This window comes from Pseudomonas izuensis, assembly GCF_002356535.2.
Classification (GTDB): Bacteria; Pseudomonadota; Gammaproteobacteria; order Pseudomonadales; family Pseudomonadaceae; genus Aquipseudomonas; species Aquipseudomonas izuensis.
Genome location: NZ_AP017423.2, coordinates 1,117,325 through 1,131,876 on the forward strand (window position 1 = coordinate 1,117,325; position 14,552 = coordinate 1,131,876).

Annotated in this window: 9 protein-coding genes; 7 read left to right on the top strand and 2 right to left on the bottom strand. The window is 60.1% G+C overall.

The features are described from left to right. Positions 1–108: 108 nt before the first annotated feature. The 4 genes from LAB08_RS04980 to LAB08_RS04995 all read left to right on the top strand — a co-directional run bounded on the left by LAB08_RS04980 (position 109) and on the right by LAB08_RS04995 (position 3,257). Positions 109–1,434 (top strand): APC family permease, encoded by a 1,326-nt coding sequence (locus LAB08_RS04980; protein ID WP_096513252.1) that lies wholly within the window; start codon positions 109–111, stop codon positions 1,432–1,434. 213 nt (positions 1,435–1,647) lie between these two features. Further along, entirely contained in the window at positions 1,648–2,082 is a 435-nt protein-coding gene (locus LAB08_RS04985) for an NUDIX hydrolase (protein WP_096513251.1), read from the top strand. Between the two features lie 36 nt (positions 2,083–2,118). After that, positions 2,119–2,757 (top strand): LysE family translocator, encoded by a 639-nt coding sequence (locus LAB08_RS04990; protein ID WP_096513250.1) that lies wholly within the window; start codon positions 2,119–2,121, stop codon positions 2,755–2,757. Between the two features lie 2 nt (positions 2,758–2,759). After that, on the top strand, positions 2,760–3,257 hold the full coding sequence (locus LAB08_RS04995; protein ID WP_096513249.1) for a GNAT family N-acetyltransferase: 498 nt from the start codon (positions 2,760–2,762) through the stop codon (positions 3,255–3,257). 119 nt (positions 3,258–3,376) lie between these two features. On the opposite strand, the gene metR is transcribed toward LAB08_RS04995, so the two are convergent. Continuing rightward, positions 3,377–4,294 (bottom strand): transcriptional regulator MetR, encoded by a 918-nt coding sequence (gene metR / locus LAB08_RS05000; RefSeq protein WP_096513248.1) that lies wholly within the window; start codon positions 4,292–4,294, stop codon positions 3,377–3,379. 110 nt (positions 4,295–4,404) lie between these two features. Between metR and metE the strand changes: the two genes are divergently transcribed. Then, positions 4,405–6,717, top strand: coding sequence for a 5-methyltetrahydropteroyltriglutamate--homocysteine S-methyltransferase (metE, locus tag LAB08_RS05005; protein WP_096513247.1), 2,313 nt, complete (start codon positions 4,405–4,407; stop codon positions 6,715–6,717). Positions 6,718–6,834: 117 nt separating this feature from the next. Here the strand turns inward: metE and LAB08_RS05010 are convergent, their stop codons facing one another. Beyond that, on the bottom strand, positions 6,835–12,405 hold the full coding sequence (locus LAB08_RS05010) for a dermonecrotic toxin domain-containing protein (RefSeq protein ID WP_096513246.1): 5,571 nt from the start codon (positions 12,403–12,405) through the stop codon (positions 6,835–6,837). Positions 12,406–12,612: 207 nt separating this feature from the next. Between LAB08_RS05010 and LAB08_RS05015 the strand changes: the two genes are divergently transcribed. Both LAB08_RS05015 and LAB08_RS05020 read left to right on the top strand, forming a co-directional pair. Continuing rightward, positions 12,613–13,644 carry an alpha/beta fold hydrolase gene (locus LAB08_RS05015; protein WP_096513245.1) on the top strand — a complete coding sequence of 344 codons (1,032 nt, stop codon included), beginning with the start codon at positions 12,613–12,615 and terminating at the stop codon, positions 13,642–13,644. A 179-nt stretch (positions 13,645–13,823) separates the two neighbouring features. After that, positions 13,824–14,492, top strand: coding sequence for a DsbA family oxidoreductase (locus LAB08_RS05020; protein ID WP_096513244.1), 669 nt, complete (start codon positions 13,824–13,826; stop codon positions 14,490–14,492). Positions 14,493–14,552 lie beyond the last annotated feature (60 nt).

Consider the following 14,552-nt stretch of genomic DNA (forward strand, 5'->3'; position numbering starts at 1 on the left):
CAGGCAACACACCTGTTTGATCTACCCAAGAACAACAAAGCAACACCCGAAAACCCTGCGCCGAACTCGGCTCTGCCATAAATCCAATAACAACCGGAGTAGTCGCTCATGGCTCGTTTGCAACGCACCCTGTCATTAGGGTCGGTGGTGCTGTTCGGCATCGCCTATATGACGCCGATCATTGTGCTCGGCACCTTTGGCATCCTCGCCCAATCCACTGCCGGCATGGTGCCCGCCGCTTATCTGGCGGCGCTGGTGGCGATGTTCTTCACGGCCATGAGCTACGGGCGCATGGCCTCGGCCTTCCCGGTCGCCGGTTCCGCCTACAGCTATGTGCGCAAGGCCATCAGCCCGAAACTCGGCTTCATCGCCGGCTGGGCGGTGCTGCTCGATTACCTGTTCCTGCCGATGGCGATCTGGCTGATCGGCGCGGCCTACCTCAACTCGGCATTTCCGGCAGTACCGCAGTGGGTCTGGGTGCTGGCGTTCATTGGCATCACCAGCGCCATCAACATCGTCGGCCTGAAACTGGCCAACGGCATCAACGCCCTGCTGATGCTGGTGCAGTTCCTGGTGTTGATCGCCTTCGTGGCGCTGTGCGTGCACTACGTTGCCGGCGATGCGAGTACGCCGCTGTGGTCGGTCAAACCGTTCTTCAACGGCGACATGCAGATGCCGTTGATCATGAGCGGCGCGGCCATCGCCTGTTACTCATTCCTGGGTTTTGACGCGGTCAGCACCCTGACCGAAGAAACCCGCGACCCACGCCGCACCATTCCACGGGCAATCATGCTGATCACCCTGATCGGCGGGCTGATTTTCGTTGGCGTGTCGTACTTCGTGCAGATCGCTCATCCGTCGTTCCAGTTCGACAATGTTGACTCGGCGGCCTATGAAATTGCCCGCAACATCGGCGGCGACCTGTTCGTCTCGATCTTCCTGATCGGTCTGATCGTCGGTCAGTTCGCCTCGGGCCTGTCGGCCCAGGCCAGCGGTTCCCGCCTGCTGTATGCCATGGGTCGCGACGGTGTATTGCCGAAGTCGTTTTTCGGTACTTTGCACGAACGCTTCGGCACGCCGATCAACAGCATCCTGCTGTGCGCCGTGGTGGCCTTGCTGGCACTGAAACTCGATGTCACCACCTCGACCTCATTCATCAACTTCGGCGCGTTCCTGGCCTTCAGCCTGGTGAACCTGTCGGTCATCTTCCATTACTGGATCGGCGGCAAAAAGAAAGGACTGCGCGAGCTGGTGCTGTTCCTGGTTTTCCCGTTCATCGGACTGGTGGCGGACCTGTGGCTGATGGTCAGTCTCGATCACCTGGCGATCTACCTCGGCCTGAGCTGGCTGACGATTGGCGTGGTGTACCTGGCGGTGCTGACCAGCGGTTTCCGTCGCCAGCCGCCGGAGATGGATTTCCAGGAAGCGGCATAATCGAGCGAGGCTGCGATCTACTTGTGGGAGCGAGCCTGCTCGCGAAAGCGGTGTATCAGGCGACATCATCATTGACTGACTGGGCCCCTTCGCGAGCAGGCCGCTCCCACCGGGGATCAGCAGCATCTGCAAAAGTCGGGTCAGCTGTCAGGCCTTTGATCGAGAGCGGTGGACATGTGATCCTTGCCGCTTTTGAGTCAAAGGCCTTTGTTCATGTCGACGTTTGCTGCCCAACCCACCGGACTTATCCACATTGCCGCCGCCCTGCTGATCGGTCCTGACGGCCGAACCCTGCTGGTGCGCAAACGCGGCACCCAGGCATTCATGCAACCGGGGGGCAAGATCGAAGCCCATGAACAACCGGTCAATGCGTTGGCCCGGGAGCTGGAGGAAGAGCTGGGGCTGGTCATCGATCCGGCACACGCCACCTTCCTTGGTCAATTCTCGGCGCCCGCCGCCAACGAGCCGGGGTTTGTCGTAAAGGCCGAGATTTTTCTGCTGAACATCGATGTGGATGTCACCCCGGCAGCCGAGATCGAAGAGGTGATCTGGATCGACCCGGCCACCAACGGTGATCTCACGCTGGCGCCATTGACACGAGACCTGATCCTGCCGTTTTATCGGGATTCGCTGACCGCGACCGCCTGATCATTTACGCCCGATCATCCATAGCAAGGACTCGCCATGATCCCGCTTCAAGACTTGTTGATATTCGCTGCCGCCGCGTTGCTGATGGTCCTGACACCGGGGCCGAACATGATCTACCTGATCTCCCGTTCGATCTGCCAGGGCCGCAAGGCCGGCGTCACCTCGTTGCTGGGGGTGGTCGCCGGGTTTTTCGTCCATCTGTTCGCCGCCGCTGCCGGTTTGACCGCGGTGTTCCTGGCGGTGCCGATGGCCTATGAAGTGCTGAAGTGGGTTGGCGCGCTGTACCTGTTGTGGCTGGCCTGGCAGGCGGTCAAGCCCGGTGCGCGTTCGCCGTTCGAGGCCCAGCAATTGCCGCCGGACTCGTCGCGCAAGCTGATCACCATGGGGTTTCTCACCAGCGCCCTGAACCCCAAGATTGCGGTGTTCTATTTGTCAGTATTTCCGCAGTTCATCACGCCCGAGCACGGTTCGGTGTTCACCCAAAGCATCGTGCTGGGCCTGACCCAGATCAGCGTCAGTTTCAGCGTCAATTTGCTGATCGCGCTATTTGCCGCGGGCATTGCCTCGTGGTTCGTCAATAACCCGACCTGGCTGGCGCTGCAGCGCTATTTCATGGGCTTCGTGCTGTCGGCGCTGGCGCTGCGGCTGATGCTTGAACAACGCCGGATGGCCTGAACATGTGGATCGAGCGGCTGGACGCCAGCCATGCCCTGGACTACCGGGCGCTGATGCTCGAGGCCTATGACCGGCATCCGCAGGCGTTCACCTCCAGCGTACGCGAGCGCGCGTCCATGCCGCTCCACTGGTGGGAGTCGCGCCTGACCGGCAAGCTCGATGTGGTGTTCGGCGCGTTCGAGGAAGGCCGGTTGGCGGGCATTGCCGGGCTGGCCTTCGAGCCCCGGGAAAAGGCCCGGCACAAGGCGACGCTGTTTGGCATGTACGTGTCCGCCCACGTGCGCCAGCGGGGCCTCGGTCATCAACTGGTGCAGGCGGTGCTGGCCGAGGCGCGGACGCATACGGAATTGCGGCTGATCAAATTGACCGTCACTGCCGGCAACGATGCCGCGTTCAATCTGTACCGGCGCTGCGGCTTCATCCAGTTCGGCCTGGAGCCGATGGCAGTGCGGGTGGGCGAGGACTACTTCGACAAGATTCACATGTGGCGCGAGATTTAAGGGGCGTCCCAGTCCCCTGTGGGAGCAAGGCTTGCCCGCGATGAACGATAACGCGGTCTGTCTGATTGACTGCAGTGTGCCCATCGCGAGCAAGCTTTGCTCCCACAGGGGATGTGTGTCTATCGAACGGCGCTGACGCCATCCAAAGTAGAAAACGACGTGTCCTTCGCTGTCAGCAGAAAATCGCGCATGTACGGCGCATCCAGCATGTCGGCCCGGATCGCCGCGTACAGCGTCGCGAACAACCCTTTCTCGCCCAGGCGCTTGGCCTTCACATAGCCACGTGAGCTGTACTCATGCAGCGCCCAATGGGGCATGCCGCACACGCCGCGGCCGCTGGCCACCAGTTGCATCATCATCACCGTCAGTTCCGAGGTGCGCACCTGGGCCGGTTCGACGTCGGCGGGCTCCAGGAAGCGGGTGAAGATGTCCAGTCGATCGCGTTCCACGGGGTAGGTAATCAGCGTCTCTGTGAGCAAGTCTTCCGGCACGATGTAGGCCTTGCCCGCCAAGCGGTGCTGGTTGGCCACGGCGAGCATCGCTTCATAGGTAAACAGCGGCACATAGGTGATGCCCACCAGATCCACCGGGTCGGACGTCACCACCAGGTCCAGATCACCACGGGCCAGGGCCGGCAACGGCGCGAAAGAGAAACCCGAGGCCAGGTCCAGCTCGACTTCCGGCCAGGCATCGCGGAACTGGTCGATGGTCGGCATCAGCCACTGGAAGCAACTGTGGCACTCGATGGCCATGTGCAGACGTCCGGCAGTGCCACCAGCCAGGCGACCGATGTCGCGTTCGGCGGCGCGCAACAGCGGCAGGGTGGCGTCCGCCAGTTGCAGCAGGCGCAACCCGGCGCTGGTGAAACGCACCGGTTTGGTCTTGCGCACAAACAACGGCATCCCCATCCGTTCCTCAAGCTCCTTGAACTGATGGGACAGCGCCGATTGGGTCAGATGCAGGCGGTCGGCCGCATCCACCAGGCTGTCGGCTTCACGCAAGGCGTGCAGGGTCTTCAAGTGACGGATTTCAAGCACCGTGGGGCTCCATGAGGAAAACTTGTGATCAACACGAAAAGGTTGAGTTTGTCTCATGTTGGGTTGGCTGTCGACAATAGCGCCATCTTTTACACAGGAGCACATTCGACATGGCCGTGGCCCACACCTTAGGTTTCCCGCGCATCGGCGCCGACCGCGAACTGAAAAAAGCCCTCGAAGCCTACTGGAAAGGCGACCTCGACCAGAGCGCATTGAAAAGCGTCGGCCGCCAGTTGCGCGCCACCCACTGGCAATTGCAGAAAGACGCCGGCATCGACCTGCTGCCGGTCGGCGATTTCGCCTGGTACGACCAGGTGCTGACCCATTCCCTGACGTTCGGTGTAATCCCCGAGCGTTTCGACAACACCAAGGACGCACGCGGCCTGCCGACTCTCGATACCTTGTTCGCCATGGCCCGTGGCGCCACTGCGAGCTGCTGCGGCGGCGAACATGGCCAGGCGCAATATGCCCAGGAATTGACCAAGTGGTTCGACACCAACTACCACTACCTGGTCCCGGAATTCACTGCGGATCAGCCGTTCAAACTGAGCTGGGAACAGCTGTTCGATGAAGTCGAAGAAGCCAAGGCCCTCGGTCACACCATCAAACCGGTGATCATCGGTCCACTGACGTACCTGTGGCTGGGCAAGGCGAAAGGCAACGACTTCGACAAGCTCGACTTGCTGGAGCGCCTGCTGCCGGTCTACGGCGAAATCCTCGGGCGCCTCGCTGCCCAAGGCGTGGAATGGGTGCAGATCGATGAACCGATCCTGACGCTCGACCTGCCTCAGGAATGGAAAAACGCCTTCGAACGCGCTTACCACATCCTGCAATATTCACCGTTGAAAAAGCTGGTGGCGACCTACTTCAGCGGCCTGCAGGACAACCTCGGCCTGGCCGTCGGCTTGCCGGTGCAAGGCCTGCACATCGACGCGGTGCGCGCGCCGGACCAACTGCTGCACGTGCTCGATCGCCTGCCGATCTACAAGATTCTCTCGGTGGGGCTGGTCAATGGTCGCAACGTCTGGCGCTGTGAGCTGGAACCGGTACTCGAACAGCTGCGATTTGCCCAGGAGCGTTTTGGCGACAACCTGTGGGTCAGCAGTTCCTGCTCGCTGCTGCACAGTCCGGTGGACCTGGAGCGCGAAGACAAGCTCGATCCGGAATTGAAAAGCTGGCTGGCGTTTGCCGTGCAAAAGTGTGGCGAAATCGCCGTGCTGCGCGATGCACTCAACGATCCGCAAGCGCCGAAAGTGCAAGCCGCGCTGGCCGAAAGCCGCGTCATCGCCGCCAGCCGCGTCGAGTCGCCGCGTATTCATAAGGCCGAGGTGCAGGCACGTATCAATGCCATCGACGCAACCGACAGCCAGCGCCGTTCGCCGTTTGCCAAACGCATCGAGCAACAGCGTGCACGCTTGAAACTGCCTGCGTTCCCGACCACCACCATCGGCTCGTTCCCGCAAACCGGATCTATTCGTCTGGCGCGGCAGGCTTACAAACAAGGCAAGCTGTCGGCCAACGATTACACCGACGCCATGCACCACGAAATCCGCCATGCGGTGCAGGTACAGGAACGCCTGGGGCTGGACGTGCTGGTGCACGGTGAAGCCGAGCGCAACGACATGGTCGAATACTTCGCCGAGCAGCTCGATGGTTATGCCTTCACCCGTTTCGGCTGGGTGCAGAGCTACGGCTCGCGCTGTGTGAAGCCGGCGATCATCTACGGCGACCTGAGCCGTCCGAAGGCCATGACGGTGGACTGGATCAGCTACGCACAGAGCCAGACCGACAAGGTCATGAAAGGCATGCTCACCGGTCCCGTGACCATGCTGATGTGGTCGTTCCCCCGTGAAGACGTGTCGCGCAAAGTCCAGGCGCAGCAATTGGCGTTGGCCCTGCGCGACGAAGTGGTGGACCTGGAAGCCGCCGGCATCAAGATTGTGCAGATCGACGAAGCCGCGTTCCGCGAAGGCCTGCCGCTGCGTCGTGAACAATGGAAGGAATACCTGGACTGGGCCGTGGACGCGTTCCGCCTGAGCGCCAGCGGTGTGCGCGACGAAACCCAGATCCATACCCACATGTGCTACAGCGAATTCAACGACGTGATCGAGGCCATCGCGGCGATGGACGCCGACGTGATCACCATTGAAACCTCGCGTTCGGACATGGAATTGCTCGACGCCTTCGAAGCGTTCGATTACCCGAATGACATCGGTCCGGGTGTCTACGACATCCACTCGCCACGGGTGCCGGACACGTCCGAGATGGTCAAGTTGATGAGCAAGGCTGTGCAGCGCATTCCGGCTGAACGGCTGTGGGTCAACCCCGATTGTGGTTTGAAAACCCGGGCGTGGCCGGAGACCGAGGCGGCGCTGGTCAACATGGTGGCGGCGGCGCGGCAGTTGCGCAGTCAGTTGGCGTAATACAAAACCCTTGTAGGAGCGAGCCTGCTCGCGATGGCCTCACACGCGCCGCGTTGAAACAGACAATACGCGCTATCGTTAACGTCCATCGCGAGCAGGCTCGCTCCTACAGACCTGTCACAGGTTTTCGAAATGCGGTAACGCCGCCGATCGCTTGCCGATGTCGGCGTAGGGCAGCTCGGCGTTGTCCGCGTGGGTCATGAACCGGTGTTCCGGTAACTTGAGATGAGCTTTCTCAAAACCGCTGAATTCGGGTTTCGCTTTGGCGTAATGAAAGTGCGCGTACCACAGCACCTTCGGTGGTGTTTGCGTCACATCCCAGACTTCATATTCCTGCATATAGTCCATGCGACCATCCCGACGCTTGCCCAGGTTTTTGATCGGGTTGGTTTTGCGGATTTCCACTGCGTTGTGACTGACCAGATCGTCGAGCATGCCGTCGGTTGGTTTTTTGCTCAGCAGCGACTGGCGGGTACGTAGTGTGCGGCCGGTGCCAATCAGTTCGTTGGCCTTGTCGCGCAGTTGCTGGACAAGAGCATTGCGTGGGGCAATTTCCTCGATGCCGAGGGCGCGGCGAGTGAGTTCGTTCGCCTCGCTGAGCATCAGGTGCTCCAGGTCCACCGGGAGCATGTCTTGATCGGCATAGGCCTGCACTCTGGCCTGATAGGTGTCCAGGGATTGCAACCGGCGGCGAGCATCTGCCAGCAACGAGTCGAGGTCTTTGTGAGCGCTGTGAGACGGCGACGACGGCGGATTCAATAGACGAAATTTGCCGTTACTTCCCTGTTCCCAAATTTCCTCGTACCCACCTTGCCCGGTCAGGGTGTATTGGCGCTTTTGCGTGGTGGGTTCCCAATGCTCCACGCCGATCAGCAATTGATCGGATTCGGTGGTGAAGACCTTTTTGCTGATTTGCCCCGCCGGGACCGCAGGGGCGGGTAGATCAATCGCCTTGCGTGCCCTCTCGGTCATCTTCTCGATACCGTCCATCAACAGCGGTACGGTTTCCAGATGGAAGTGCTGCGGATAGCTGGCGGTCCAGGCATTCATGTCGCGACGGAACTGGGTGTAATCCTCGATGCACGCTTGAAGGATCTGATTGCGCTGAGTCTTGGTCGTACTGACTTCCGGCAGACTATGTTGCGTGAACAGACTGCGATCGACCCGGTCCCTGATGGCTCGGGCCTGGTTTTGCAGGAAGAACCAGGATAAGTCATTGCTCGTGTCATAACGGGTGACCATCTCCAGCAAATTGCCCGTCCTCAAGTAAAGGATGTTGGCCTCGTTCAGACGTGCGTTCAGCAGGGTGACTTCCTGAGTCAATTCGGCCTTTTGTGCGTTGACCGTGATGCGTTGATACCAGTGGTTGAGGTCTCGCAGATGGGCATTGACCCTGTCGAACTCCTTCACCATCTCGAGTCGCAGTTTCCTGATGTCCTCCAGCGTCTTCAGTCGGTGCGAAAGTTCCGTTGCAGGAGTCGAATCAAGCCTTTGGATGCTCGCATCGATGCTGTCCATCATGGGAATGGTGCGGTGGTTGGCAACGAACAGCCGATGCTTGTAACGGTCTGCCAGTAGGAGGGCGGCGTTGCTTCGGAAGTCCACCAGCGTGCGCCTTTTGTTGCCATGCGTGAGTGGGAGCAGATCTGTCAGCGTCTGGAAATACCTTTCGGCCAGTTCGATATCGGTGATGCAGGCTGTCTCGACTTGCTGGAGCAGCGCCGCGGAGCGATTCGCTGGAGGGGTGGTGTTGTAGGTGTTCAGTACCTGGTCCGTGTGCTTGACCCGTTGCGCGATTTGATCGGAGAGGTTATCGGCACCTTCGGTCAAGGCATGCTGGCGACGGAAGGCTTCGTCGACCCACCAGCGCGGCAACCGCTCGCGGATGGCTCGCGGCCAAATCGGGTCCAGGGTATCGGCCAGATGCCCCAGCAGGTTGCCGCCACCGAGTCCTCCCCCTTCGAACGCCACACCATGCACGCCGAAGTACGTGTCCCAGTGTCCGGTCTCATCCAGTGCGATGGGCTGTTTGTAGGTTTTTTGCGCCGTACCTTTCAAACGCCAGTTGCGCGAATCCGTGCTCAGCTCCACCTGGAATATGCGTCCCTGGCGTTCGATGAAGTCACCGTCGGCATGGCGATAAATACCTCGATAAAGGCCGTGAGTGGCTGGCTGCAGGTCGTACAAGGCGATCGGTTTTTCGTATTCGTAGCCGGCGAAGCGTTGCACCAGATGGCGAGCCTGGCGCTGTGAGGCTTGATGCAGGGTGGCGACGTTACTGGTCAGGTCGTGAAGCTGGCGAGTGCGCGTCAGGCTTCGGGCCGTTCGGGACAGCGCAGATGTGCTGGCTTCCCCGGGGATCAGATCCATTGCCGCGTCGATCAACGACATCAACACCGATTGGAGTTCCGTCAGGCCGTCTCCAGCGTCGCCGCGTAAAAAAGCTGCCACCGCACGGTTTGCAGCGGTCCAGGCATCGTAGAGAGCAATCGCCGTACCGACAAAAGGTACCACCCCCAGTGCCATCTTCATGTAGTTGAAGGCGCGGGGACCTTCAAGTGCATGACGCTCCAGGTACAGCGCATCATTGGAGCGGGAAGTGTTGCGATGGGCTTCGATCAGGCGCCCCATATGGACGTTGAGCAGATAAGTGGCCAGTGAAGTGGTCGCCGGCCATTGCACGCCAACACCGATCAGCGCATCGAAGTGCTTGACCAAGGCTTGTTTAATGCGGTTCTCATGGCCCCGCACGTTGCCCTCCAGAGCCCTGCCGGCCAAGTAGCTCACCCACTTGTCGTTCATGCACAGGTTGTAGAGGGCCGTGCGCGCTGATTCCAGACTGTCGTATCGGCGCAGGAATTGCCCGTCCGGGCTGTCGGGAAGGTACAGCAGTGTGATCCCGCTGATTTGCTCCTGGATGAAGGACACACCGGCCAGGTCGACGGGGCCCTCGTTGGGGGTGTCCTTGCCCCCCACGGTCAGCTTGGCCGGCAGCAAGACAACGCGTTTGCCATCGGTACGCCAGGCTTCAGGCGTGTCGGCGTTGATCGCGATGTTCAGTATTTTCAGTTCGTCGTTGCTGATCTGTGTTTGCAGGCGCGAGCATTCTCCCTGCAACTTGAGCATCAGGCGCCATGGCTCGATCAGGCTTTCACGGCGATGTTCCTTGACGAAAACCGGCTCATCGGGCGTTCCCAAAAAAGCGTCGAGGATCAGTTTTTCGTAGGCTTTGGGCAGGTCGAGTTCCGGGAGTGTTTTGCGCAGATAGGGCAGCTTGACTCCGTTCAATAGACGGATACGTTCTGCCGCATCCGCAGCGGTGACTTCCAGCTGCATGAACACCAGACGCTGCGACAGCGAATCCTGTTGGACCGATTGAACGTTGTCGATGTTGAGCTGTGCCAGTTCTACCAGTGACATTGTGCTGCGCTTGGCGCCGGGCACCATGACCGACGTTTCCATTTTCCCGGCGGGTGTTGCGGAGTAGCGCTTTTCCCACGTGACAGAGTCAGGCAGGTTCAGTCGCACTTCGAAATGACCCTTGAGTGAAAAATCCTTTCTCAGGCGTGCATGCAAATGTTTGCGGGTGAAATCGTCTCGCGGTTCCAAGGCGTTTGTCATGAGTCTGTGGCTTTGGCGCATCGCCAGGATGTAGGCCTCGATCAGTCTTTTGAGTCGGGTACGATCGGGCTGTTTCAGCGTGCGCAACCAGTCAGGCAAACTGGACGCTAGCGTGCCGCTGCGGTGTTGCTCGAGCATTTGTGCAGACGCCAGGCTTCTGGCAGCGTTCACCGGAACCTGCAGGGTGGCGAGGGCGCGCTTGCGCAAGATGTCCAGTTTCTCGGTGACCTGCGCGGCTTGTTCAGGCTCGGGGTGAGATTGGCGAACGGTGTCGGCTTGGGTTTCAAAGTCCTGGGTCAACTGATTCAAGCTGTACTGCAGCGCATCGTCGTTGATTTTGTTCAGTTGCAGCCTCATTCCGTTTTTTCGGTCCTGAATCTTCAATAGCTGGCGTTCCAGTTCGCGAAGATTGTCGAATCGTTGCAAGCCACCGCCATTGCCCATCCAGTAGAGCAGCACACTGTGCGGGAGGTCAGCGTCGGTCAGCACGGGGGCTTGGGTCACAATGAATGCACCGTTGACTGCAGTGGCGGTGACCGTGGATTTGTCGCCATCCGTTTCGGTCATCGATAGCGTCAGGCTGGCCGCTACCGAGGTGCCCGGATCGTCGGGCGTATCCAGCAGCGCCTTGATCGAGCTGCCTTCATCATCACTCAGTTGTCCAAGGGCCAGTTGCAAAGCGACCTCGGCGTGCAGCCCTGCTTTATGAGCGCTGTGCAGGGCTGTGAGCTCATTCTGGAAGCGGGTCGAGTCCTGGCTTCGCGACAGATTCAACAGCACAGTGGCCGCGGTGTCGGCAGTTTGTTCGGCAGTTTCCAACGTGTTGATCAAGGTCTGGAAAGATTGCAGATCCTGGTTTTCATCCAGCGATTGCACCCAGGTTTCGAGCGCATCGCGCTGTTTGCTCAGGGCAGCCTGGCGCCGGGACCAGGGGATGTCGGCATACAGGCTGCCGAACAATGACGATTCATCTGTATCGCCAGTGGCACTGGCGCCTTCCAGTTTGGGCGGTGAGGCAAAAAAGAACGCCGTTTTCTGACGATCAACCATGTCGGCCTGGGCGAGAGATTGTGCGCCGTGTTGCGCCAGTCCGGTCTTGCCGCGGGTGCCGGCGCGTAACAGGGTGATCTGGGACTGATGGTGAGCCGCAAACAGATCGCTTGCACCTACCGTCAACGGGTCGGTTTTGGCGGTGTACTCAAAGTTCAAGTTGTCCGGGGGCAAACCGGCCGGGACGAGAGACTGCCGGGACAGCCAGTCTTCCATGTCGCTGCGCTGATTGAATCGCTGGATGGCGAGGGGGCGGCTGGGCAAATACAACCATTGGCCGCTTTTGACCGCATCGCCCGTGGAAATGACCCACGCCCCGGTCAGTTTGACTTTGCTCCGGTTTTTCAACACAAGGGCCAATTGCTCGGTGTTGACGGGCTGGTCGTCCAGGGTCAGCGCCCCGGCGGGTAGGTCGAGGAGCAACAATAGGGGCTTGAGTTGGTCGGCGGTCAGGATTTTCTGAGCGTATGCCATGTGGGCAGCCGCTTCGAAATGATCACGGTAAAGCTGTATGACGCGTTGTTGTCGCGACACCGCCATATCGGGCGCTCGCGAATTCCAGAAAGATATCCAGCGCTCACCGTGTGATTGTTCCGGTTCCAGCGTCTTGAGGCGAGCAAGCAGTTGCAAGGGTGTCAGGGACGAGAGGGCGTGTGCCTGATCCAGGCCATCCACCCGACAGCGCTGATCGAGGGTTGTTTCCAGTACCGGGTGCTGCAGGACAAAGGCGCAGGCATCGGTGAGGCTGACGAAGTGCTCAGGCTGTGCATCCGTTGCGGCGAAGCGCAAACCGACCCGTTTGCCGTCCAGATCCATTTTTTGTCTCAGCAATTGGTCAATCGAATCGCGCACCGATGGCGACGCGGCAAGCAACTCGCGCAGGCCTTCGCGGCTTTCGCGCCAGCGAGCCGAGGCGCGCAAAAACAGGCTTTCGTCGAGGGGTAATGGCAACGGCGTCTGGGCGGGTAGCGCCAGCGATGAAAGGGTGCTCAGGTCGGAAAAAAATCGTGTGGTCATGACGATAGAGGCTCGATGGGAAGGTGCGGTGTCTCCGCCCCTTGAACGAGCCATTTAAGGGACGTGCCGCGGTAGATTGGCACTACATAGTTATCGCGATGACCGCTCGGCACTCTTCATCAAACTGTCACAGAACTGTGGCAGCGCGCTTGAACAAACTTCATCAGACTCGCGCTCTACTGGGGTTCTGCGTTTTGGTGTTTTTTCATGCGTGCTTTGTTTTTTTCGGCGGCCATTTTCCTGGCCTCATTGTTCAGCCTGCCGTCCCTGGCAGCGTCTCGTTGTGATGTGAATGTTCCAACCGAACACGTCGATCTGGCGCAGGTGAGCCTGGCGTACCAGAGCATCGGCCGTGCTTCGGACCCGGCGTTATTGCTGGTGATGGGGCTGGGCGGGCAGTTGATTCACTGGCCGGACGAGGTGGTAGTCGCATTGTGTCAGCAGGGTTTCCGGGTCATTCGTTATGACAATCGCGATGTCGGCCTGTCGACCTGGCGGCAGCCGCCTGTCGAGGCCAACCTGACTTTCGAGGTGTTGCGCTACAAGCTGGGTTTGCCGGTGTCAGCCCCGTACTCGCTGACCGACATGGCGGACGACGGTCTGGGCCTGATGGATGCGTTGCACATCGAGCAGTTCCACGTACTGGGCGCCAGTATGGGCGGGATGATCGCCCAGCACATGGCGGCGATGGCGCCACAGCGGGTCGAGAGCCTGACGTTGATCATGACCACTTCCGGTGCCGAAGGCCTGCCTGCGCCGAGCGCCGCACTGGTGCAGTTGCTCGCCCGTCGTGGCGCGCCGAATCGCGAGGTGGCGCTGGAGCAACAAGCCGATCTGCTCGCCGCGCTGGGCAGCCCGACGGTGAGCGATGATCGCCAGGCGTTGCTGCATCAGGCGGCGTTGTCCTATGACCGGGCATTCAACCCCGAAGGCGTGAAACGCCAGATCATGGCGATCCTGGCCGAGCCAAGCCGGGTGGCGCTGCTCAATCAATTGCGGGTGCCAGCGCTGGTGGTGCATGGCACCGCGGACCCGTTGCTGCCGGTGATGCATGGCGTGCACCTGGCGGCGCATCTGCGCGGCAGCCAGTTGAAGCTGATTCCAGGCCTGGCCCATCGATTCCAGGAAGCGTTCAAGGCGCCGTTGCTGGCAGCGGTGTTGCCGTACCTGCGGGCTCATCGTGAGGACACCTCGCACTGGGCGCAGATCGAACCGGTGGCCGAACCCAACCTCCTCTAACACTGGGTTCCCCTGTGGGAGCGAGCCTGCTCGCGAAGGCGTCGTGTCAGTCGACATCAATGTTGAATGATCATCTGCTTTCGCGAGCAGGCTCGCTCCCACAAGGGATCTGCTGCGCATTCAAGTCTGGCGGGTGTATCGTTCGAGCTTTAAGGCGCGTTCAGCCAGCGAGGTGAATGATGAGTGCTCCATTGAAAATCGATTTCGTCAGCGACGTATCCTGCCCCTGGTGCGTCGTCGGTCTGTACGGCCTGACCAAAGCCCTGGACATCCTGCGCGACGAGGTCCGCGCCGAGATCCGTTTCCAGCCGTTCGAATTGAACCCGAAGATGGGCCCCGAAGGGCAGAACATCACCGAGCACATTACCGAGAAGTACGGCTCGACGCCGGAGCAGTCGCAAAAAAATCGCGAGATGATCCGCGCGCGTGGCGCCGAAGTCGGGTTTGCCTTTCGTACCGATGGCAACAGCCGCATCTACAACACCTTCGATGCTCATCGCTTGCTGTACTGGGCGGGGCTCGAAGGGCTGCAACTGCAACTGAAGGAAGCATTGTTCAAGGCGTATTTCACTGACGGCGGCAACCCCTCCGACACCACTCAACTGGCGCGGATTGCCGAAAGCGTCGGGCTGGATCGCCAGCGTGCCGAGGCGATTCTGGCGTCGGATGAATTCGCCACGGAGGTTCGCCAGGAAGAACAGTTGTGGCTGTCGCGCGGGGTCAGTTCGGTGCCGACTGTGGTGTTCAACGGCCAATACGCCGTCACGGGAGGACAACCGGTGGAAAGCTTCGTGGGGGCGATTCGCCAGATCATGAGTGAGGCGAAGGGCGGAACCGTCAACGGCTAAAACCCAACTCCTGTAGGAGCGAGCCTGCTCGCGATGGACTTCAACGATAACGCGCCCTGT